The organism is Kitasatospora sp. NPDC001159 (assembly GCF_053598235.1).
Genome location: NZ_JBSFJV010000064.1, coordinates 1 through 22207 on the forward strand (window position 1 = coordinate 1; position 22207 = coordinate 22207).

The window sequence follows — 22207 nt, forward strand, 5'->3', positions numbered from 1 at the left end:
TCGGCGTGCTCGCCGGGGTCGCGGGCCTGCCCAGGCTGCAGGCGGAACCGGAAGCCGCGCAGCGGGTGGTCGAGCTGTGCGAGGGGCTCCCGCTGGCCCTGCGGATCGCCGGCTCGCGGCTGGCGACCCGGCCGCACTGGCAGGTCGCGACCCTGGCCGGCGAACTGTCGGACGAGCGCTCCCGGCTGGCCGCGCTGGCCACCCAGGGCGCGCTGAGCGTCGCGGCGGCGCTGGAGCTGACGGTCCGCAGCCTGCCCGGGCCGGCCGCCGAGCTGTTCCGGCTGCTCGGCATCCACCCGGGCCAGCAGGTCGACACCCGGGCCGCGGCCGCGCTGGCGGGCACCGGCCTCCGGGCGGCGGGCGGGGTGCTGGAGCACCTGCACCTGGCCCACCTGGTCGCGGAGACCACCCCCGGCCGGTTCGAGCGCCACGACCTGGTCCGGCTGTACGCACGGCAGGCCGCCGGGGAACTGCCGGCCGAGACCCGGGACGCCGCCCTGGCCCGGCTGTTCGACCACTACCTCGCCACGACCGCCGCCGGCCTCGTACTGGCCCGGCCGGACGCCCGCCACCACCGCCCGACCGGCCGGCTCCCCGGCGGCGCACCGGAGTTCGGGGCCTCGGCGGACGCGCTGGCCTGGTTCCGGGCCGAGGAACCCGCCGTCCGCGGCCTGATCGCGCTGGCCTGCCAGTGGGGCCGGTACCAACACGCCTGCCGGATGGTCGAGAACGCCGGCTACCTGTACCTGGACGCGGGCCTGTTCCGTGCCTGGGAGGAGGCGGCGCGGACGGCGCTCTCCGCCGCGGAGGCCGCCGGCGCCGACCGCGACTGGCCGCACCTGTACTCCAACCACAGCCTGTCCCTCGGCTGGCTGGGCCGGCGGTCGGAGGCGCTGGAGCAGTCCGCTCGGGCCGTCGCCGTCGCCGACCCGGAGAGCCGTCCGGTGCTCAGACACCGTTACCTGAGCATGCGGAACAGCTTCATGGACGACCACGGCAACCCAGGGACCGCCCTCCCCGGCATCGTGGAGACGGTCGCCGAGGCCCGGGCCGTCGGCGACGACCGGATGCTCTCCCAGGCGCTCAACAACCTCGCCGACGCCCTGCTGCGCGCCGGACGGCCGGCGGACGGCCTCGCGCCGATCGAGGAGTCGCTGGCCCTGCTGGCGGGCCGGGAGGCCGACCCGTACCTGGTGATCTCGACCAAGACCCACGCCCAGGTCCTCAGCGCACTGGGCCGGTCCGACGAGGCGGTGGAGCAGATCCACCGCGCCCTGGAACTCGGCCGGGCACAGGGCAACCACGCCCACGCCGAGTTCGACTTCGCCGACGTCATGGGGCAGGTGCTGTACGACCGGGGGCGGAAGGCCGAGGCCCGCACCCACTGGGAGCGGGCCCTCGAACTCGCCGCCGAACAGGGGCGGGTGACCCGGCAGGTGGAGCGGGTGAAGGCGCGGCTGGCACAGTGCGGGCCGTAGCGGGCACGGGCGCGCGGTCAGCCGCCCCGGGGCCGGTACGGCGAGGCCGGCAGGCCGGCCGTGGCGGCGGAGGTGACGGAGGTGGCGGGCATGGCCTCGCGGGCCGGGGCAGCGGGGCGCAGGAAGTCCGGTTCGGCCGTGGAGGTGGTCGTCCGCAGGCGGCCTGAGGTCGCCGTGCTGGCCGCTGTTCCGGGCATCGCTCCGGCCGTCGAGGTGCGGCGCGCGGCCGGGAGTCCGGGCACGGCCGCGGGCGCGCCGCCGTCCGGCTCGACCCGCTCGATCCGCAGCACCAGGTTGCGGTCCCGGCGGTCGCCCGCCCGATCGCGGTTGCGACTGTGCACCGACTGCGTCAGCACACCCCGGAACTCCTGCCAACGCCCCTGCACCGCACGGATGTTGGGGCACCACTCGCCCCCGTAGCGGTGCTCCAGCTCCAGCTGCCAGCTCTCCGCCTCCACCAGGTGGACCGCGCCGACCGTCGCCGGGATCTCCACCGGCGCGGCGCCCCGGACGGTCACCACCGCCCGCTGCGGCCACTCCCCCTCCACCGCCGTCACCGTGATCCGGCTCGGCCCCTGGTACCAGGCCATCGCTGCTGTCCTCCCGCGTCCGTCCTCACCGGCGGTCGACCGGCCTCGGCCGGTAACACGGACGCCGGCCCCGATGGGGTTCGAGCCGGCCTGAACCGGGGGGCGGGCGCGGGCCGTGCAACAGGGCGGACACCGTTACCCGGGGAGAGAGCACGTGACCAGTACGGAATCACCGAGGCGAGCCAACCTGGCCTGCTGCGCGGCGGCCCTCGGCCTCGCCGCAGCGGGGCTCCTCGCCGTACACGTCCCGCGGCCCTCGCCCGCCCACCCCCGGCCGCACCCGGCCGGCGCTGCGGGGCCCGTCACGGCCGGTGACCCGGCCCGGCTGCCCTCCGGCCCGACCCGCACCGGGGTACGGGCGCGGGCGCTCCTGCCGGACCCGGTGTACACCGGTTTCGCCGGTGCGGCCCTTGCCGGAGGCCTCCGTTGAGTGGACGCCCGGACGAGATGCCCCAGGGCCCCGGACTGCAACTCCCCTGGATCGCCGAGGAACCCACCCCGCCGCGGCCCACCGCCGCCGAACGCCTGCGGGCGGCCGTCGACGTCGTCGCCGCACGACTGACGACCGGCCTCGGCCGGCTGGGCAGCCGGTCCCACTGGGACGCCCGCCGGGTGGCGATGGCCGCGTCGATGGCCACCGGCGCGGTCCTCCTGCTCATCGCCACGTTCCTGAAGCCGGAGGCCACCACCGGGGACCCGGCCGCCGCAGCCGCGCCCACTGGCCGCTCACCCCTCGGCACCCACGGCCGGGCTCACCCGCCGACCTCCTCCCCCACCGACCAGCCCACCTCGGCGACCCCCACCCCGTCCGAGAGCCCCGCCGCCACATCGATGGAGAGCCCCTCGGCCACCCCGTCGCCCACCGACACCCACGCACCGTCGCCCACACCCCCACCCACCCGCTCCAGCGCCCCGACCCCCCAGTCCACCGCCCCGGCCCCACCCGCTCCCGCCGCACCCACCACGGCAGCCCCACCGGCCCCGCAACCCCCCGTCGGCTACCGGGCCGTGGCCGGGCTCGGCTGCATCGGCCCGGGCGCGCACTTCCAGGAGGTCGGCGCGTTCCGCCAGGGCACGGACGGCTGGGTGACCGTCAACAGCGGTGGCTACAGTGGCGATTCGTGCAGCAGCCAGTACGACGCCGTGCCGATGTCCGGCGACCGCGCCAAGGACGACAACAGCACCTACGCACTCTGGACCTTCGACGTCGGCGCGGGCCCGGCCAGTTGCGCGGTCGCCGTCTACGTACCGGACTCCTCCTCGGTCCAGCAGGTCGGCGGCGCCCCCGCCTACTACACGGTCGCCGGCGCGTCCGGCGCCGACCTCGGCTCCTTCACCGTCGACCAGATCGGCCGCCGCGGCACCTGGGTGGACACCGGCACCTTCCACCCCCAGGGCGGCCCGCTGACCGTCCGCCTCCACAACCGCGGCCAGGACTGGACCGGCTCCGGCCAACCCACCCACGCCCACCTCGCAGCGGCGGCGGTCCGAGTCACCTGCCAGGGGTGAACCACCGCCGCCCCGGCCGCCTCCGTGTCACTCGACGGCGCGAGCGGTGGTCCCCCGCGCCTCCAGGTTCCAGGTGATCACCCGCCGGGGGTGGACGCGGATGATGTCCCTGCTGAAGTGGTCGGGCGCCACGGGCGGCACGTCGACGGTCAACACCTCGGCCCAGCCCCTGATCTCGACCCCGCGCCCCCACCCGCCCGCAACCGGGTCATCAGCCGGAGCCAGGTCATCCACCAGCACGGAGACCTCGGGACGCGCCTGCACGTTGCAGAACTTCCGGCTGCGGGCCATGGCGGGCCCGCCAATGTCGATAGTGCCGTCGCCATTGAGCCGGAAGCCCACCGGCCGGACCTGCGGACCGCCGTCGGGACCGGTGGTGGCCAGGCGGGCCAGCGACTGGGCGGCAAGGTACTCGCGCTCTGTCTCGGTGAAGATCACGCGGCGACCATAGAAGCTCAAGTTCACTTGAAGTCAAGGCTGCTGAGGTCCGCCGGACCGAGGTCGAGGCGCAATCCGGATTGACCGTGACGGTCGGCAGCCCGAGCTCACCGGGCTGCCGACCGCCCGTGTTCCTGCGAGGTTGCTACTGGGCCCGCTCCGCCTCGCGGCGGCGACGGGTGCCGACCATGCCGAAGCCACCGCCGATCAGCAGCAGGGCTCCCGCGCCCTCCAGGAGGACGCCGGTGGCGTCCCCACCACCGGTGGACGCCAGCGGCTGGCCGTTGCGGGTGTCCCCATCAGCGGTGGCGGCCGGGAGCGCGCCTGCGGTCGCGGTGGCCGAGCCGGCCGTCGGACGCGGGGGCGTCGGGGCCGTGGTGGTGGCGTCGGCCGTCGGTGCCGAGCCGGTGGGGGGTGCCGTCCGGGTGCGGGTCGGGGCCGGGGTCGGTTGGGTGGTGCCGGTGGCGGGGGCCGGGTCGGCCGACGCGGGGGTCGTCGGCTGGGTGGTCGGCGGGGTCACCGGGGTCGACATCGGGGTGCAGTCGGCGGGGGCGGTGGCCGTCGGCGAGGCGAGCTGCTCCGTAGGGGACGCCGCAGGCGTGGTGGGCTTGGCGGTCCCGTGCCGTGGCCGGTCGGCCGTCGGGCTCCCGGTGGGTGCACCTGACGTGTCGCCGTCCGTCGGCTCGCTGGACGCAGCCGTGGCGGCCCGGCGGGCCGCCTGGCGGGTGCCGGGCTCCGGGGTCTCGCCGTCGTCGGCGGGCTTCGCGGTGGCGGTGAGGCCGGTCGAGGGCTTCGGGGCCGGGCAGTGGGTGCTGTCGCCGGTGGGCCCGGAGGGGGTGGAGTCGGTGTGGTAGCCGGCCACGATCTTCGTGAAGGCGTACGGGTCCTGCTGGATCCCGCTGCACGCGGAGGCGGACTCCTTGGTGAACTCCCCGCTGCAGGAGCGGTCCCGGTTGACGGCCCAGTAGGTGAAGCGGGCGAGGTGGTGGGCGGCCGCGAAGTCCCGCATGGCGCGGAAGTCCGCGGGGGTCACCACCTCGTCCTTGCTGTCGGAGTGCCCGTTGATGGAGGACAGGCCGGTGTGCCGCCAGGCGGTGTCGGCGTCGTAGCCGTAGGCGCGGACGAGGGCCTGCTGGAGGCCGGTGAGGGCGGAGACGGTGGCGTCGACCATGGTGCCGGGGTGGTTGTCGAAGTCGAACGGCATGACCACCCAACCGTCCACCTGCACACCGGTCTTGGCGGCCCGGGCGATCAGGTCGGCGCCGGCCGCGTCGGGGCCGTTCAGCTCGGCGCTGAGGGTGATGTAAACCCGCAGGCCGGGGTTCTTCGCCTTGACCACCCCGAGTGCCTCGACGACCCGCTGCCGGGCGTCGGCGCTGTTCAGCTCGGTGTCCTCGATGTCGATGTCGATCGCCTTCAGCTGGTAGGCGTCGATCACCTTCTGGTAGACGGCGGCGAGTTGGGTGGAGTCGGCGCACTTCTCGCCGAGCTTGGCGCCGTCCCAGCCGCCGAAGGAGGCCACCACGTCGCCCCCGGCGGCGCGGATCGCCTTGATCTTGGTGTCCTCGTTGCTGTCGGTCAGCGGGCGCTTGCCGTCCCACAGTGGTTCGCAGCCGCCGTCGGAGAGCAGGAAGGCCAGGGTGAACTGCCTGAGCCCGGTCGCCTTCATCACCTCGATCGGGTCCTGGGCATCGCCCCAACCCAGGTATTCGTAGGCGGCGTTGAGGCCGACCGGGTCGGCGGCGGCGGCCGGGGCGTCGTTCTGCGCGACGATCAGGACACCGCCGGCGGCGAGCGCGGTGGCGGCGGCGGCGATCCGACGGCGGCGGCTGAGCCGGTGTTTGGGCATGGCAGGGGCTCTCCTGAGCTGGGACGGGACCGGGACCGGCTGCTCGGGGTCCGGTTCGAGGTGCCACCGCGGTCGGCGGTCGGGACCCGGCCCGTCCCGGGTCCGCCGTCGCCCGCGGGGTTTCTCGACGGGGGATACGGCGCTGCGCCCCCGGCCGGTTCACCGCCCTTGCGGGGCCCGTCGGGTCGCGGGCCGGGCGCCCGGGCGCCCGCCGCGACGGTCGTCCGCGTGTCATTGCCTGCGGGCTCAGTTCGCGGCACCGCGGGTGCGCCGCGGAGCAGTTCGGCGAGCAGCCGGTCCATCAGGTCGGACTCCCCGCGTTCGGTGAGCGCGGCGTCCGCATCAGCCCCACTGACCGCCTCGGCTGCCGGTTCGCGACGGACCTCGGCAAGGGTGCGGCTCAGCCGGTCGACCAGCCGTTCCGGCCCGCCGTCCGCCGTCCCGCCCGCCGTACACCCGGCGGCGGCCCGCTCGGCCTCGGCGCGCTCGGTCACCTGCCGGGCCAGGCCGGTGACCAGTGCCCGGGCCAACTCCAGAGCCTGCTCGGCGGTTTCGAAGACCCGCGCCGAGACGCACTGCGGCGGGACGGTGCGGGTGAGGCGTTCCAGTGCCGAGCCGGCCGCGTCGACCGCGTGGTCGAGCAGCCGCCGGGTGGCCTCGGCCCGGTCCCGGTCGGGCAGTTCGGCGGCGAGTTCGGCGGCGTAGAGGCCGGCCAGGCGGTCGCCCCGGAAGCGCCCGGGCGAGGATTCCTGGACGAGGTGGGCCGCGTCCAGTTCCGCCAGCAGCTCGCGGGCCCGGGCGCGGGGGACGCCCGCGAGGGCGGCCGCGGCCGCGCTGTCGAGCGTCCCGCCGGGGTGGAGCCCGGAGAGGGTGAACAGCCGGCGCGCCTCGGCGGGCAGCGCTCGGACGGTCCGTCCGAGCGCCGCCGCCATGCCGAGGGTGCCGCCGGTGGCCAGCGCGGCCAGTCCGGTGCTCCGGTCGGACATCTCGCGCACGAGGTCGCCCAGGGTCCAGGCCGGCCGGGAGGCCAGCCGGGCGCCGGCGACCCGCAGGGCGAGCGGCAGCCGTTCGCAGAGGGCGGCGAGCCGGCGGGCGGCGCCGGGGTCGGCCGTGATGCGCTCGGGGCCGGCGATCCGGCCCAGGAGTTCGACGGCCTCCTCCTCGGGCAGGCCGGCGACGGGCAGCGGGATGGCGGCCTCGCGCACCACGAGGCCGGTCAGCCGCGACCGGCTGGTGACGACGACGACCGGTTCGGGGGCGCCGGGCAGCAGCGGTTCGACCTGTTCGGCGGAGCGCGCGCCGTCGAGGACGAGCAGCAGCCGCCGACCCTCGGTCAGCCGGCGGTACAGGGCCGCCGCGTGGGCGGGGTCCTCGGGCAGCTCGGCGACCGGGACGCCGAGCCGGGCGAGCAGCAGGGCGAGGGCGGCGGCGGGGGCGAGGGGTTCCTCCTCTCCGAAGCCGCGGAGGTCGAGGTGGATCCGGCCGTCGGGGAAACGGTCCGCGCGGGCGTGCGCCCAGTGCAGGACGAGGCTGCTCTTGCCGGCCCCGGCGACCCCGGTGACCAGCACCGGGCGCCCCTCGGCGCGGCCGGCGGCTTCGTCCAGGCGCCGTAGTTCGGCGGCGCGGCCGACCAGGCCGGTGCCCGGCCGAGGCAGGGTGTCGCCGGGCCCTGCGGGGCGGTCGGCGGGGCGGTTCGCGGCGCGGGCGGGCGGGTCGACGGCCTCGGCGGCCCGGTGCAGCAGGTGGCCGGGCGTCAGGCCGCAGGCGGCCAGCCGGGCCTGGACCCGTTCCTGGGCCGCCTGGGCGTCGGCGGCCCGGCCGGCCTGGTGGAGGCAGCGGACCAGGAGGGCCGCGGCGGGCTCGCGCAGCGGGTCGGCGGTGATGGCCGCCTGGAGGTCGTCGAGGGCCTCGACGCCGCGACCGACCGTCAGCAGTCGTTCGGCGAGCCGCTCGACGGCGAGTGCGCGGGTGGTGTCCAGCCGCCGTCCGGTGGTCTCGGTGAGGGTCCGCGAGCCACAGTCGGTCAGGGCCGGCCCGTCCCAGAGGTCGAGGGCCTCCCGCAGCAGTGCGACGGCCCGGCCGGTGTCGGCGGTCTCCTCGGCGGCGGCCGTGAGCCGTTCGAAGCGCTTGGCATCGACCAGGTCCGGCTCGCCGACCAGGGCGTAGCCCTGGGCCCGGGTGAGCAGGGTCAGGCCTTCGCCGAGGCTGCGCCGGACGGCGGAGACGTGCCCTTGGAGGGCGGCGCGCGCGGTGGGCGGCGGCGCGCCCTCCCACACCGTGTCGAGCAGTCGCTCGACCGGGACGTGGCCGTTGAGCTCGCTGGCGAGCAGGGCGAGCACGGCTCTGCGGCGCGCGCCCGCCAGGGCGACGGGGCGCCCCTGCTCACATCGGAGTTCGACTCGGCCCAGCAGCCGGACGCGCACACCCACTCCCTGAGTGCTGAGGACGTGACGGAACGCGCCGAGAATACGAAGCGATGCGATCTTCGTCCAAGCCCCCGGATCGATTGGTAAGGAAACACAACTACCACGCCCTGCTTGGGATCGAGACTCAAAAGGGCCCGTCGGGCAACACTCAAGGTTCGCGCGGAGTTCACCCTGCGCTCATCATGCCCACGGCATCTCCGCCGCGTTCGAGGATGATCACCCCGCCTGATTGACGCGCGTAGACTCACATGCCGGACAGGATGATTGAATGACCCGTCCCGGCCACTCCGCCGGGAGCCGCAGACATGCAGACATGGGGAGCGCATGCGCATTCGGCTGCTCGGACCCACCGAGCTGAAGGCCTCGGACGGCCGCACGGTGCCGATCACCGGGGCCAAGCGCCGCGCGGTGCTGGCCCTGCTGGCCCTGGAGTTCGGCCGGTGCGTGCGGATCGAGCGGTTCTACGACCTGATGTGGGCCGAGGAACCCCCGGTCCAGGCCAAGGCCGCGCTCCAGGGGCACATCGCCGCGCTGCGCAAGCTCCTGCACTGCACCCCGCTCACCCTGCACACCCAGGCGCCGGGCTACCTCCTCGACGGCGACCGCGAGTCGGTCGACCTCCACCGCCTCAGCTCCCTCACCACCCGCGCCGCCGCCGAACCGGACGACACCCTCGCGGCCGCCCTGCTAGGCGAGGCCCTCGACCTCTGGGACGGGCCTGCGCTCGCCGACCTGCCCGACACCGAGCAACGGCGCAGCCTGGCCAACCGGCTGGACGGCGTCCGCGAACAGGCCCTGCACGACCGGGCGGAACGCCTGCTGCGCACCGGCCGCGGGGCCGCCGCCCTCCCGGCGCTCGAACAGCACCTGCACACCGACTGGCTCCAGGAGCCGACCGTCGCGCTGCTGGTGCGCTGTCTGCACCAGGCCGGGCGCCCGGCCGAGGCGCTGCGGCTCTACCACCGCACCCGCGCCGGGCTCGCGGCCGAGTTGGGCCTCCACCCGGGCGCCGCGCTCCAGGCGGCCCTCGCGACGGTGCTGGCCGACGAGCGGGCCGTGGCGGACGGCCGCGCACCGGTGAGCCTCGACGAACCGAGCCGCGACACCCACGCGAACCCGCCGCAGCCGCCGCAGCCGCCGACACCGCTCCCCCGCCCGGCCGCCCCCACGCCCCGACCCGCCATCGGCCCCCTCCCCCGCCGGACGGCCGGCTTCGTGGGCCGCGAGGCCGAACTGCGCTGGCTCGACCAGGCCTGCGGTCCCGACCGCCCCGACCACGCGCTGGCCGTCGTGGTGGGCGCGGCCGGGGCCGGCAAGACCGCGACCGTGCTGCGCTGGGCCCACGCCGCCGCCGACGGCTTCCGCGACGGGCACCTGCACTGCGATCTGCGCGGCTTCGACCCGGCCCGGCCCAGCGCCCCCGCCGAGGTGCTGGGCCGCTTCCTGCGGGCGCTCGGGCTCGCCGAGGCCGAGATCCCCGACGACCATGCCCGGCGCGGGGCGCTCTACCGCACGCTCACCGCCGAGCGCGAGCTGCTGGTGCTACTCGACAACGTCCGCAGCGCCGAGGACATCACCGAACTGCTGCCCGCCGGGCCGCGCTGCGCCACGGTGGTGACCAGCCGCCACACCCTGGAGGACCTGATCGTCACCGAGGGTGCCGCCCTGCTGCGCCTGGAGGCCCTACCGGAGGCGGACACACTGGCGCTGCTCGGCCAGGTGCTCGGCGAGGACCGGCTGGCCGCCGAACCGGCCGCCGCCCTGCGATTGGCCGGACTCTGCGACCACCTGCCGCTCGCCCTGCGGATCGCCGCCGCCCGGCTCGCCGCCCAGCCCTCGTGGACCGTGGGCGACCTGGTGGCCGAGGCGGAGGACGACCGCACCCGGCTGCCCGCCCTGGACGCCCAGGGCGGCGTGAGCGTGCGCTCGGCCCTCAATCTGACGCTGCGCCGCCTGCGGCCCACCGCCGCCCGGCTGGTCGCGCTGCTGGCGGTCCACCCCGGCCCGGAGATCGACGTACCGGCGGCCGCCGCGCTGCTGGAGGCCCAGCCGGTCGAGGTGCGCACCGCGCTCGGCGCCCTGGCCGCCCACCACCTGCTCACCGAGACCGCCCCGGGCCGCTACGGCCGCCACGACCTGATCCGGCTCTACAGCCGGGAGTTGCTCGACGCCGAGCCGCCCGCAGAACGGCACGCGGCGCTGACCCGGCTGCTCGACCACTACCTCGCCGCCGCGATGACGGGCGCCGGCCGCCTGCAGCCGCACCTGACCGAGTTCGAGCAGCCGGTGGAGTTGCCGCCGCCCGCCCTGCCCGACCTTCCGGACGTGCGCACCGCCCTGGACTGGTTCCGCACCGAGGAGCCCACCGTCCGGGCGTTGGTGGCCGCCGGTGCCGAGGCCGGCGAGCACGACCGCTCCTGGCGGCTCGCCTTCCTCGCCAACTGCCTCTACTTCGGGGCCGGTCGGCTCACCGACCGGCTGGACTGCCTGCGACACGGCCTCACCGCCGCCACTCGCACCGGGGATCCGGTCGCGACCGCCCTGGTGGAGGCTGCCACCGCGCGGGCGCTCAGCGGCAAGCGGCGCCCGGTCGAGGCCCTCGCCCTGGCCCGCCGCGCCGCCGACCGGACCCGGGACCACGACGGTCCGACCCAGATCTACACCATGGCGGTGCTGGCGGTCGCCCTCGCCGACCACGGCGACCTGGCCGAGGCCGTCCGGCTCTCCGACGCCACGGTGCGCCGGCTGGACGGCCTGGGCCTGCACGACGCGGGCGCGGCCGTGCTGAGCAACGCCGCCACGCTGGCCGCACGGGCCGGGGACGGGGCGACCGCGCTGCACCACGCCCGCGAGGCCCGGCGGCTGCTGGCCGCGCACCCGCACGCCACCTTCCACCTCTTTGCCCTCGCGGACGAGGCGCACGCCCTTCAACTCCTCGGCCGCCAGGCGGAGTCGGAGCGGGCCTGGACGGAGGCGGCGGAGCGCTGCCGGGCCAGCGGGGCGCTGCACCTGGAGGCCTCGGTGGAGCAGCGGTACGCGGACTTCCTGCTGGCCACCGACCGCCCGCTGGAGGCAGCCGAACACCTGCGCAGGGCCGGAGAGTTCCACACCCGGACCGGCGACACCCGAGGCGCCGCCGAACTCGGGGCGCGGATCGCCGTGATCGAGCGGGAGGCCGGGGTTCAGACCGCGACGCCGATGCCCCGCGCCTCCAGGATCGGACGCAGCGCGCGCACGGCGTAGAAGCTGCGGGACTTGACCGTCCCCACCGCCACGCCGAGCACCTGGGCCGTCTCGGCCATCGAGCGGCCGTTCAGGTGCAGTTCCACCAGCACCTCACGATGGTGCGGCTGGAGCTCGGCCATCGCCGTCTCCAAGTCCCGTGCGGCGAGCACCTGGTCGTACGCGTCGTGGGCGGCGGCGTGGTCCTCGGGCGTGTCGTCGGCCACCTCCTGGACCCGCGCGGTGGCCATCCGGAAGTGGTCGATCGCGATCCGGCGGGCCACCGTGAACAGCCAGGGCCGGCTCTGTTCGAGACCCCGCTCGATGGCGGCCGGATTCTGCCAGGCCCGCAGCAGGGTCTCCTGCAGGATGTCCTCGGCCTTCCCGCGGTCACCGCTGGTGACCCGCAGCAGGGCCCGCATCAGGTACGGACCGTGCAGGCGGTACAGCTCCGCCAAGGTGTCCTGGTCCAGGGTCGCACGGCCTCGGGAGGGCTGGTCGGTGCCCTGCGGGGCGCCTTCGGGGGAAGCGGCGGCTTCCACGGCCACGGCTCTGTCCTTCGCTCCGGTACAACGGCGTCGGCGAGGAGCGGCGGGGGTCCCGTTCGGTGTGGTCCCCGGGGCCTCGCCCTGACGGTATTACCGTCCCAGCCGACGCCAAATTCCGCCCAACGATCGACCAACGGCCCCCGCTCGCGGCCCCGTTGGCGGCCGTTGGCGCACATTGGCCGCCGTTGGCCGGTCAGCGCCGGTCAGCGCCGGGCCGCCAGTGCGGCGGTGAGCCGCTGGACGCCCTCCTCCCCAGAGCGCTGCATCAGGACCGCGACCCAGCCGCCAAGTTCGACGCGCTCGCGCTCGGTCCAGTCGTTCGCGGACGGGTGCTCGTCGACCACCAGGACCCGGGCGCGCAGCAGGTGGGCGGCGGCCGGCACCGACCAGGCGCGCCCGGCCAGGCCCTGCACGGCCAGTCTTCGGGCCACCGCCACGACTTCCCGGGCGGGGGCCGGCGGCACGTTCCAGCCGGTCGGGCCCGCCTCGGCGGCCTGCTCCGGTGCGCTCTCCCGCCCGGCGTCCTCGGCCAGCCAGCAGGCGATCAGCCACCGCGCCGTCTCCTCGTCGTCCCGTCCTGCCACCGTGACCGCCGCCGTCGTCGCCATCGGATCCCGCCTCACCCGTCTGCCCGGTCCTGGACGCGGGCCGTTCCTCTCCTGTCATGTAGTTGAACGGATAACTTGCTAGCGGATGTTCAGCACTTCGTAGCCGTCCGGATCAGCGATGTTGGACAGTACGCAAAGTTCCGTCAGGCGCCGGGGCGGCGGGGCTCCTCCGCCGCCCGTCGACGGCCGAGGCGTACGGTCAGCCCGCCGAAGGCCACCAGCAGCAGCACGCCCGCGCTGCCGCCCGCCACCGCCAGGGCGTGCCAGGCGCCCGAACGGTCCGGGCCCGGGGGGATCGCCACCGGAGCGGCGGCGGCCGGTGCGGGGGCCGCCGAGGGCCAGGAGGCGGTCACGGCCGCCACCGGGTCCACCGTGCCGTAGCCGACGGCGGCGTCCGGCAGCCGGGTGCCCGGGTGGTAGGCGGTGGACTCCAGCCGACGGGTGAGCTGCTCCGGCGTCAGCTCCGGCCGCAGCGCCAGGACCAGGGCGGCGGTGCCGGCCACGTAGGCGGTAGCGCAGCCGGGTCCGGAGGCGGTGAACACGCCGCCGCCGGGCCCAGGGCCGGTCACGCCCTCGCCGGGTGCGGCGAGGTCCACCCGCCCGTCCGGGGTGCCGGCCGCTCCGCCCGAGTTGACCGAGGCGACGGCGAGCACCCCCGGGTAGGAGGCGGGGAACACCGGGGCGCTGCCCGTGCCCCGGCCGTCCGGGCCCACCGGCGCCACCAGCAGCGCGCCGTGCGCCGCCGCGTACTTGACCGCCTCGCCGAGCGCGTCGCCCGGCCCGGGCACCGGCACCACGACCGCGATCACCCGCGCGCCCTTGTCGACGGCGGCGCGGATCCCGGCGGCCAGCAGGTCGGGGGTGGTGGCGCCCGCGTCGTCGGTGACCGCCACGGCCAGCACCCGGGCGTCGGGGGCGAGCCCGGACGGACCGCCGTCGGCCGTGCTGCGCCCGGCCACCAGCCCGGCCGTGAAGGTGCCGTGGCCGACGCAGTCCCGGCCGGCGTCGCCCGAGCCGTACAGCCGGGGCCCGAGCTGCAGCCGCCCGGCCAGCGCCGGCGACCCGGCGTCCACACCCGAGCCGACCACCGCGACCGTCACCCCGGCGCCCCGGCTCAGCGGCCAGGCGTCCTCGGGGCGCAGCTCCGCGCGGGCCCAGCCGGCGGTGTCGGCCGGGTGGTCCGAGGGTTTCAGGCAGCCGTTCTTCTGGACGTCCTGCCGGGTCTGGGTGACGACCGGCGTCGCCTCCGGGCCGCCCGTGGCCGTCGGGGTGGGCGCGGCCGCCGCGGGGGCGGCGCCCACCAGCAGCGCACCGACGAGCACCAGCCCGGCTCCCCGCCGCCCGCTCACCCGGCGCCGCCCCGGAACGCCCGCGCGGATCCTCCCGGCCGGCCGCTCATACCGCGCTGCCCGACCGCACCGGGGCCACGTCCTGCGGCAGCAGCAGGCTGAGCTCGGCCAGGTCGGAGACGTCCAGCCGGCTGAGCCGGCCGGCCTGCCGGGTGATCATGCCCTCCAGCGTCTGGCGGGCGGTGCGGCCGTTGCCGAAGGTCCGGTCGCGCGGCATCGCGGCGAACGCCCCGGTGAGCGCGTCGACGGTGTCCGGCGCCAGGACGTACCCGGCCTTCTGGGCGTGCAGGTCGACGATCGTGACGAGTTCCTCGTCGGTGTAGTGCTCGAACTCGATCTGCCGGGAGAACCGCGAGGCGAGGCCCGGGTTGGAGGCGAGGAAGCCGCGCATCTCGTCCTCGTAGCCGGCCACGATCACCACCACCTCGTCGCGGTGGTCCTCCATCAGCTTCATCAGGGTGTCGACCGCCTCCTGGCCGAAGTCGTTGCCGGCGCCGCCGCGCGGGGTGAGCGTGTAGGCCTCGTCGACGAACAGGACGCCACCGCGGGCCCGGTCGAAGGCCTCCTTGGCGAGCTGGGCGGTGTGCCCGACGTAGCGGCCGACCAGGTCGGCGCGGGCGGTCTCGACCAGCTGGCCGGTGGGCAGCACGCCGAGTTCGGCGAGCAGCCGCCCGTAGAGCCGGGCGACGGTGGTCTTGCCGGTACCGGGCGGCCCGGCGAAGACCAGGTGGTGGCTGATCGCTGCGGTCGGCAGGCCGGCCTCCTCGCGGCGGCGGACCTGGGTGATCAGGTTGACCAGGTCCTCGACCTGCTCCTTGGCGGCCGGCAGGCCGACCATCGCGCGCAGTTCGGCCAGGATCTCGGTGCTGTCGACGGCCCGGGCGGGCCCGGAGTCCGTCACCCCGGTGTCCGCCGCGACCAGCACCGCCAGGTCCTCGTCGGCGATCTCGGGCTGCCGGGCGAGCCGGGTGGCCTGCCGGTCGACCATCTCCTCGAAGATCTTGCGGGCTGCCCGGCCGTTACCGAAGTCCGGGCCCTTCGGCATCCGCTCGAACAACGCGGTGAGCGCCTCCCGGGTGCCGTCCGCGAGTTCGTAGCCGTGCCCGGAGGCCGCCGTCTCGACGATCGTGACCAGCTCGTCCACCGCGTAGTTGGCGAACTCCACGGTCCGGCTGAACCGGGAGGCCAGGCCGGGGTTGCTGGCCAGGAAGTCGGTCATCTCGGCCGAGTAGCCGGCCACGATCACCACGATGTCGTCGCGGTGGTCCTCCATCAGCTTGACCAGGGTGTCGATGGCCTCCCGGCCGAAGTCCGGGCCGGTGCCGCCGGCTCCGGCGGCGAGGGTGTACGCCTCGTCGATGAAGAGCACGCCGCCGAGCGCCTCGTTGAACACCTCGGTGGTCTTGATCGCGGTGCCGCCGACGATCGCGGCGACCAGGTCGGCGCGGGCGACCTCGGTCAGGTGCCCGCTGCGCAGGACCCCGAGTTCGGCCAGGATGCTGCCGTAGAGCCGGGCCACGGTGGTCTTGCCGGTGCCGGGCGGCCCGGCGAAGATCAGGTGCCGGCTCATCGGGAGGGCGGGCATCCCGGCGAGCTCACGCCGCCGCGCCAGCCGGTTGAGGTTGACCAGGGTGGCGACCTGCTCCTTCACCGCGGCCAGGCCGACCAACGCCTCCAGCACCTCCAGCGGGCCCCGGGCCGCGGCGGCGGGCGCCGGCACGGCCTCCGCCGCCTGGACCGGCTCGCCCGGTGTGACCGCGACCGCCGCGCGCGGCGCCCCGGCGGCGGCGCTCGCCGAGCCGTGCGCATCGGGGTAGCCGTTCTCCCGGCTGTGCAGGTTCTCCACCGACAGACGGGTGCTGGGAGTGGTCTGCCGCAGGCCGGAGCCGCGGTTGCCGGTGGCGGTGCATCCGGTCGCCCGTACCGCGTCGGTGGAGTCGACCCGGATGCCGTCGGCCGTGTTGTCCAACGCCTCCAGCTGGGTGAGGACGGCGCGGGCGCCGGCCCCGATCCGGATGCCGTGGCGGCCGTTGGCGCGGGCCCGCACCCGGGTGCAGGTCAGCTCGCCCGCGTCGTCGACCGCGAGGCCGTCCTCGGTGGACTCGGCCACGTCGCAGTCGCGCAGCGTGGCGACGCCGCCCGCGCCGACGTGCACGCCGACGCCCTCGGCGCCGCGCACGGTGGTGCCGCCGACGAAGGTGTTGGCGCCGTCCTCGATCAGCACGCCGGTGCGGCCGGCCGCCAGCACGGTGGAGTCCTCCAACCGGCCGCGGCCGTCCCGGACGGCCTCGACCCCGTTGCCCCGCGCGGAGGTGACGGTGATCCGGCGCAGCAGCGGGTTGGCGCCGTCGCCGATCCGCACGCCGGCGCCGCCGACGTCGCTGACCTCCACCCTGACCAGCTCGGCGGCGCTCTCACCGCCGAGATCGACCCCGGTGTCACCGCAGTCGCGCACGGCGAGCCCGGTCAGCACCGGTCCGGCGGAGTCGTCAACGTGCACGCCGACGCTCTCCGCTCCGGTCACCTCGCAGTCCTCGAAGGTGCCGCGCGAGCGCCCGGTGACGTGGATGCCGTGGCCCCGGGTGCGCACCGCGCGGCAGCGGCGCAGCAACGGGTCGGTGCCGTTGCCCAGCACGATGCCGTGGCCGGTGGTGGCGGTGACGGTGCAGTCCTCCAGTTGCACCCGGGCGGCGGAGCTGATGTAGACGCCGAGCGTGGTGTCGCGGACGGCGGTGCGCAGCACCCGGGTGGTGCTGTGCTCCTCCAGCGCGATGGCCGGCTTGTCCGTGGTGGAGATCTCGCAGTCCTCGATGCTGCCCCGGGCCTCGCCGTTGGCGCAGATGCCGTTGCCGCGCGCGTCGCGCATGACGCAGTTGCGGACGACGGGGTTGGCGCTCTCACCGATCACCAGCGCGGAGGTGCCGAGGTGCTCGATCACGGTGTCCTCGATGACGCTGGCGCCGGTCGAGGTCTCCACGATGCCGGCGCCGGCCGAGTTGACGATGCGGCAGCCGCGCATGGCCAGCGCGCCCTGCTGGCGGGTGAGCACGGCCGTCCAGGAGTTGCCGACCACCTCGCAGTCCTGGAGGGCGGCCTGGCCGCGCGGCACGTCGACGGCGGGCAATTCGTCGTCCTGGCCGTGCAGCACCAGGCCGGTGAGCTGGACGGCCTCGGCGACCACCTGGACCACGCAGCCGCGCCGCGGGGTGATCCGGACCGTCCCCCGGACGTCCTCGGCGGCGATGGTGACCATCTTGGTGATCACCAGGTTCTCCTCGTACCGCCCGGGGCGGACCGAGATCACCGCCCCGGCACGGGCGGCCTCCAGGGCCTCGCCGATCGTGCGATAGGTGCCGCCGGCCCCCTGCTCCTGGCACACCGTCAGCACATGGCGCGACATGGCTCGCCTTCCCTTCCGTCTTCCTCTGCGAGGTGTCCTGCGTTCCGTTGCAGCAGGCACTCCGACATCTGCAAGGGGCGTTCTCCAACTTCTGGCAGAAGCGGGCCGGGTATCCCCGCTTCAAGTCGAAGAAGAAGTCCCGCGACTGCGCCGAGTACACCACCAGTGCGTTCCGGTACCGGGACGGCAAGCTCACCCTGGCGAAGATGCCTGAGCCGCTGGACATCGTCTCCAGGCCGCTGCCCGAGGGGCAGTCGCCGTCCACGGTGACGGTGAGCCGGGATGCGGCGGGGCGCTGGTTCGTCTCGATGCTGTGCGACGACCCGGGCGTCAAGCCCCTGCCGCCCGTGAACAGCGCGCTGGGGATCGACGCCGGAATCACCAGCCTGGCGACGCTCTCCACCGGGGAGAAGATCACCAACCCCCGGCACGAGCGCCGCGACCGGGAACGCCTGGCCAGGGCCCAGCGGGAGCTGTCCCGCAAGGCCAGGGGCTCGGCGAACCGGGAGAAGGCCCGTATCAAGGTCGCGAGAATCCACGCGCGGATCGCCGACCGGCGCAGGGACTTCCTGCACAAGCTCACCACCCGACTCGTCCGTGAAAACCAAACGGTCGTGATCGAGGACCTGACCGTCCGCAACATGCTCCAGAACCGCAAGCTGTCCCGAGCGATCTCGGACGCTTCGTGGAGCGAGCTGCGGACCATGCTGGAATACAAGGCCCAGTGGTACGGCCGCGACCTGGTGACCGTCGACCGGTGGTTTCCCAGCTCCAAGCTGTGCTCGGCCTGCGGAACCATCTGCGACAAGATGCCCCTGAACGTCCGAGCATGGGCGTGCGACTGCGGAGCGGTCCACGACCGGGACGTGAACGCGGCACGCAACATCCTGGCCGCCGGACTGGCGGTGTCGGCCTGTGGAGACGGTGTAAGACCTCAACGGAGCACTCCGAGCGGGCGGTCGTCGATGAAGCAGGAAGTCGTCCCACCGCAGCGCACACGCGCAGCGGCTCAGCCGCGAGGCTGAGGGGGATCCCCCTCCCTTCAGGAGGGGGAGGAAGTCAACCGGTGCAGTCGACCTTCACGGTCGAGGCGGCCAGGCGGGCGCCCGCGGTGCTGCCCCAGTCGATGCCCCGGGTGTGCAACACGACGCCGACCCGGTTGCCGCTGAGCTGGTAGGTGCCGGCGCTCACCCACTGCCCCAGGTTCTGCGGCTGGTTGATCGTGAACGAGCCGATCGTGCCGCTGCCGGGGCTGCTGCCGTTCTGCACGGTGTAGTAGGCGGGGGCGCCGCCGACCGCCTTGAGGTCGCGGTTGTTCGGGATGTACACCGAGACACGGCAACTGCCGGAGGAGACGGGGCCGGTGGAGAAGGTCCAGAACACCGAGTTGCCGTCGTCCTTGTTCCGGTCACCGGACATCGGCACCGAGGTGTAGTCGCCACCGCAGTCGGTACCGCCGTCGTAGTTGGTGACCCAGTCGCGCGAGCCAGCCGAGCGGCCGTTCTCGCGGTAGCCGGTGCTGGTGGTGGCGCAGCCCGGTCCAGCTTCGCCGGCGTAGGACGGCGCGGCCGGCGGGGCGGGCACCGCGGGCGGCTGCTGGGACGACTGTTGGGGCTGCTGCGGCGGCTGCGGGGCGGCCGGCTGGGCCGGGGGCTGCGCCGGGGCCTGCGGGGCGGGGCCGGACTGGGAGCCGGTGGCAGGGCGGTCGGCCGCGCCGTTCCCGGCGCGGACCGCGGGGGCCGCGCCGACGGCCAGGGCGGCCGGCGCTCCGGCGGCCGGGGCGGCGCCGGGGGCGGGCTGCTGGTCCGGTGCCCCGGGGGCGGGCGTGCCGGGGGCGGGGGTGGCCGCCGGGTCGGTCGGCGTCCCGCTGGGGGTCGCGAGCCCGGTGGTCGCGGCCGGGGTGGCGGGGGTCCCGGTCGGGGTGCCGGGCGCGTCGGGCTCCGGCGCGGGCGTGTCGGGGCGGCTGGTGCCGGTGCCGCCGAGTGGCTCGACGGCGTCGGTGCCGACCTCGCCCCGGCCCATCACCAGCGGCAGGCCCATCAGCACGACGCCGACGGCGGCGGCCGCGACGGCCGGCCGCGGCACCCGACGGCGGCCGGAGCGCTCCTCGGCGGGCTCGGGCGCTCCGGCTTCGTCGGTACTGCTGGTGCCGGACCCGGTGGCGGCCGGGCCGGCGGCTGAGGGGGCGACCGAGGCGAGTGTCCTCGCCGCCCGGGCGGGGGCCTGCGTGATGGCGCGCTTGAGCGCGACGAGCCGGGCGGCGCCGGGGGCGCCGGGCCTGGCGGGAGCGGCCGACTCCGGCTTCGACTCCGGTTCCAGCGTCGGCTTCGGCTTCGGCTCCGGAACCAACTTCGGCTCGGACTCCGCATCCGGCTCGGCGACGGGCTTGGCCGGAGCAGCGGGCGCAGCAACAGCGGCAGGAGCGGCTTCGGCCTCGGGCACGGACGCGGGAGCCGCCGGTCCGGCGGGGCCGCTCAGGCCCTCCGGCCCGTCCTCGTCCATCCCCCAGGCCACCGCCGGCAGCTGGTACCCCGTCGACGCGCCGCCGTTCCCGTCCTGGCTCGTGCCCACCACAGCTCCCTGACTCCCATCGAGTTCCCGATCCCGGGAGACGTCGGCGCCGTGCCGCCGAAGTCTCCGCCACGGAGCACGGACGGACCACCCCGCGCGGTTCACCGCCGCCGCCGAAAGTTTCCGCGGGCACCGCGCGGGCCGCTGAACCGCCCGGCCCGGTCTGGGCGTTCACCCTGTCAACCTGTTTCAGGCCCCGACCGAGGAGAGTCCATGTCCCACGCCCGTGCCGGCCGGCACGCCGCGCTGCGCGCCGCCGTCGCCGTCTCCGCCCTGGCCGGACTGGCCGTCAGCTGGGCCGCCCCGGCCGCCCTGGCCGCCCTGGCCGCCGGACCGCGCCCGGCCCCCGGCAGCGCCGCGCCCGACGCGCCCGCCGGCGGCGCGACGGACTGGCTGCACGTCGCCGACGGCCGCCTGGTGTACGGCCACGACGCACAGGGCAACCGGATCCCCGACTTCTCCTACGCCGGGTACCGCAACGGCGCCCAGCCGCTGCCGACCGCCAAGGTCGCCGTCACCCTGGACCCGGCCTCCGGCGGCGACGACGCGGACCGGATCCAGCAGGCGCTGGACAAGGTCGCCGCGCTGCCGCTCGGGGCAGACGGGCTGCGCGGCGCGGTGCTGCTGTCGGCCGGCGCTTACCGGGTCGGCAAGCCGCTGCGGATCAAGGCCTCGGGCGTGGTGCTGCGCGGCGCGGGCAGCGGGAGCGGCGGCACCAGGCTGGTTGCCTCCGGCGAGCCGCGGCCGCTGGTCGAACTCGCCGGCGAGGGCGCGCCGCAGAAGAGCGGTGCCGAGCACGCCGTCATCGACGACTACGTCCCGGTGGGCGCGACCACGCTGACCCTGGACTCGGCCGCGGACCTCAAGGTCGGCCAGCAGATCGTCGTCCAGCGCCCCCAGGAGGACGCCTGGATCAAGGCGATCGGCATGGACCACATCCCGCCCCGGCCGGACGGCACGCCCTCCAAGCCGTGGACCCCCAACGACGGCCTGCAGTTCCAGCGCACCGTCACCGCGGTCGACGGGAACAAGGTCACCCTGGACATCCCGCTGACCAACGCCCTGGAGAAGGAGTTCACCCACGCCAAGGTGTGGGCGTACGACTTCCCGGGCCGGATCTCCCAGGTCGGGGTGGAGGGCTTCAGCGCCGACGGCTCGGCCTTCGTCTCGGCGCCCGGCTACGACGAGCACGGCTACTTCGCCAGCCGCTTCGTGGACTTCGCCGCCGTGCAGGACGCCTGGGCCCGTGACATCGCCGCCGACAAATTCGGCGCGGGCATCGGCTCGATCGGCGCCACCGCCTCCCGGGTCACCATCACCGACACCAGCGCGACCGGCATGGAGCACGCCGTCCCCCAGCGGGCGCCGTTCGCCCAGCCCGGCGCGTACAGCATCGACGGCCAGCAGAGCCTCGTCGTCAACTGCAAGGTGAGCGGCAGCAATGTGCACGCCTGGCTGACCGGCGCCCGGGTTGCCGGGCCCAATGTGTTCTCGCACTGCAGCTCGGACAACACCGGGGGCTTCCGCCTGGACGCCGGCCCGCACCAGCGCTGGGCCACCGGCACCCTGTACGACGACATCACGATGCTCCACTCGCGCGGCCCGAGCGACGACCTCGCGCTGACCAACCGCGCGAACGCGGGCTCAGGCCAGGGCTGGGCGGGCGCCAACCAGGTGATGTGGAACGCCAATGTCGGCTACTACGGCGTGGAGAACCCGCCCACCGCGCACAACTGGGCGTTCGGCACCCGGGGCACGCCGGTCGAGGGCCGCCAGACCGGGGTCCTGGTCTCCACTGGCACCCCCGTGCAACCCGAGAGCCTGTACGCCCAGCAGCTCGCCGAGCGCGGCGGCAGCGCCCCCGCCCCGACCCCGACCGGCGGCCCGACGGCCACCCCGACCGGCACCGCGGCCCCGAAGCCGAGCGGCACCACCAAGGCCACCACCCCCGCCGCGACCGGGCCCGCGCCCAGCTCCCCGGCCGCCACTACGGCGACGCCGACCAGCACCGGCTCCGGCACACCGTCCGCGACCGGGAGCAGCGCCGCGGCGGCCGCGGCCGGCTCCTCCGGCAGCAGCCTCGCCTCGACCGGCTCCGACGGCCTCTCCACCATGCTGACCGTCGCCGGCGGCACCATGATCGTGGGCGGGGTCGCCCTCGGCCTGGCCCGCGAGCGCCGCCGCGGCCGGCACTCGGGCTGACGCCCCCTGATACGCCG

Annotated in this window: 14 protein-coding genes and 1 pseudogene; 6 read left to right on the forward strand and 9 right to left on the reverse strand. The window is 75.6% G+C overall.

Features of this window, described 5'->3' with window-relative positions; translation table 11 throughout:
• Window positions 1-1478 (forward strand): tetratricopeptide repeat protein (locus tag ACWC9T_RS27745; RefSeq protein WP_449823785.1); only part of this gene is annotated, 1478 nt, incomplete at its 5' end.
• A gap of 17 nt (window positions 1479-1495) precedes the next feature.
• Here the strand turns inward: ACWC9T_RS27745 and ACWC9T_RS27750 are convergent.
• Window positions 1496-2068 carry a hypothetical protein gene (locus tag ACWC9T_RS27750; RefSeq protein ID WP_449823786.1) on the reverse strand — a complete coding sequence of 191 codons (573 nt, stop codon included), beginning with the start codon at window positions 2066-2068 and terminating at the stop codon, window positions 1496-1498.
• A gap of 154 nt (window positions 2069-2222) precedes the next feature.
• Between ACWC9T_RS27750 and ACWC9T_RS27755 the strand changes: the two genes are divergently transcribed.
• Both ACWC9T_RS27755 and ACWC9T_RS27760 read left to right on the forward strand, forming a co-directional pair.
• A complete protein-coding gene (locus ACWC9T_RS27755) occupies window positions 2223-2498 on the forward strand; it encodes a hypothetical protein (RefSeq protein ID WP_449823787.1) in 276 nt (91 codons plus the stop codon).
• Complete coding sequence (locus ACWC9T_RS27760; RefSeq protein WP_449823788.1) at window positions 2495-3577, forward strand: hypothetical protein; 1083 nt, start codon at window positions 2495-2497, stop codon at window positions 3575-3577. The genes ACWC9T_RS27755 and ACWC9T_RS27760 overlap by 4 nt, the downstream gene beginning before the upstream one ends.
• A 27-nt stretch (window positions 3578-3604) precedes the next feature.
• Here ACWC9T_RS27760 and ACWC9T_RS27765 read toward each other — a convergent pair whose 3' ends face one another.
• The 3 genes from ACWC9T_RS27765 to ACWC9T_RS27775 form a co-directional block, all read right to left on the reverse strand.
• A complete protein-coding gene (locus ACWC9T_RS27765) occupies window positions 3605-4015 on the reverse strand; it encodes a PPOX class F420-dependent oxidoreductase (protein WP_449823789.1) in 411 nt (136 codons plus the stop codon).
• A 145-nt stretch (window positions 4016-4160) separates the two neighbouring features.
• Entirely contained in the window at window positions 4161-5864 is a 1704-nt protein-coding gene (locus tag ACWC9T_RS27770; protein ID WP_449823790.1) for a hypothetical protein, read from the reverse strand.
• Window positions 5789-8287, reverse strand: a complete 2499-nt coding sequence (locus ACWC9T_RS27775; protein WP_449823791.1) for a BTAD domain-containing putative transcriptional regulator — start codon at window positions 8285-8287, stop codon at window positions 5789-5791. The genes ACWC9T_RS27770 and ACWC9T_RS27775 overlap by 76 nt, the downstream gene beginning before the upstream one ends.
• 327 nt (window positions 8288-8614) lie before the next feature.
• Here ACWC9T_RS27775 and ACWC9T_RS27780 point away from each other — a divergent pair, with 327 nt between their 5' ends.
• Entirely contained in the window at window positions 8615-11533 is a 2919-nt protein-coding gene (locus ACWC9T_RS27780; protein WP_449823792.1) for a BTAD domain-containing putative transcriptional regulator, read from the forward strand.
• On the opposite strand, the gene ACWC9T_RS27785 is transcribed toward ACWC9T_RS27780, so the two are convergent.
• The 4 genes from ACWC9T_RS27785 to ACWC9T_RS27800 all read right to left on the reverse strand — a co-directional run bounded on the left by ACWC9T_RS27785 (window position 11473) and on the right by ACWC9T_RS27800 (window position 17417).
• Window positions 11473-12060 carry a sigma-70 family RNA polymerase sigma factor gene (locus ACWC9T_RS27785; RefSeq protein ID WP_355675823.1) on the reverse strand — a complete coding sequence of 196 codons (588 nt, stop codon included), beginning with the start codon at window positions 12058-12060 and terminating at the stop codon, window positions 11473-11475. The genes ACWC9T_RS27780 and ACWC9T_RS27785 overlap by 61 nt on opposite strands.
• 203 nt (window positions 12061-12263) lie before the next feature.
• The gene (locus tag ACWC9T_RS27790) at window positions 12264-12668 is read right to left on the reverse strand and encodes a hypothetical protein (protein WP_449823793.1); all 405 of its coding nucleotides are present in this window, start codon (window positions 12666-12668) and stop codon (window positions 12264-12266) included.
• Window positions 12669-12811: 143 nt separating this feature from the next.
• A complete protein-coding gene (locus tag ACWC9T_RS27795; protein ID WP_449823794.1) occupies window positions 12812-13990 on the reverse strand; it encodes a S8 family serine peptidase in 1179 nt (392 codons plus the stop codon).
• A gap of 73 nt (window positions 13991-14063) precedes the next feature.
• The gene (locus tag ACWC9T_RS27800; RefSeq protein ID WP_449823795.1) at window positions 14064-17417 is read right to left on the reverse strand and encodes a right-handed parallel beta-helix repeat-containing protein; all 3354 of its coding nucleotides are present in this window, start codon (window positions 17415-17417) and stop codon (window positions 14064-14066) included.
• 20 nt (window positions 17418-17437) lie between these two features.
• Between ACWC9T_RS27800 and ACWC9T_RS27805 the strand changes: the two are divergent.
• Window positions 17438-18442, forward strand: a pseudogene (locus ACWC9T_RS27805) (RNA-guided endonuclease InsQ/TnpB family protein); the annotation flags it as partial.
• 34 nt (window positions 18443-18476) lie between these two features.
• Here ACWC9T_RS27805 and ACWC9T_RS27810 read toward each other — a convergent pair.
• The gene (locus ACWC9T_RS27810) at window positions 18477-19988 is read right to left on the reverse strand and encodes a hypothetical protein (protein WP_449823796.1); all 1512 of its coding nucleotides are present in this window, start codon (window positions 19986-19988) and stop codon (window positions 18477-18479) included.
• 213 nt (window positions 19989-20201) lie between these two features.
• On the opposite strand from ACWC9T_RS27810, the gene ACWC9T_RS27815 reads away from it, so the two are divergent.
• Window positions 20202-22190 carry a hypothetical protein gene (locus tag ACWC9T_RS27815; protein ID WP_449823797.1) on the forward strand — a complete coding sequence of 663 codons (1989 nt, stop codon included), beginning with the start codon at window positions 20202-20204 and terminating at the stop codon, window positions 22188-22190.
• Window positions 22191-22207: the final 17 nt, after the last annotated feature.

Excerpts from the sequence above, each read along its gene's own strand:
- ACWC9T_RS27750 (WP_449823786.1), bottom strand. The coding sequence starts at position 2,068 with ATGGCCTGGTACCAGGGGCCGAGCCGGATCACGGTGACGGCGGTGGAG.
- ACWC9T_RS27770 (WP_449823790.1), bottom strand. The coding sequence starts at position 5,864 with ATGCCCAAACACCGGCTCAGCCGCCGCCGTCGGATCGCCGCCGCCGCC.
- ACWC9T_RS27780 (WP_449823792.1), top strand. The coding sequence starts at position 8,615 with ATGCGCATTCGGCTGCTCGGACCCACCGAGCTGAAGGCCTCGGACGGC.
- ACWC9T_RS27790 (WP_449823793.1), bottom strand. The coding sequence starts at position 12,668 with ATGGCGACGACGGCGGCGGTCACGGTGGCAGGACGGGACGACGAGGAG.
- ACWC9T_RS27800 (WP_449823795.1), bottom strand. The coding sequence starts at position 17,417 with ATGTCGCGCCATGTGCTGACGGTGTGCCAGGAGCAGGGGGCCGGCGGC.
- ACWC9T_RS27815 (WP_449823797.1), top strand. The coding sequence starts at position 20,202 with ATGTCCCACGCCCGTGCCGGCCGGCACGCCGCGCTGCGCGCCGCCGTC.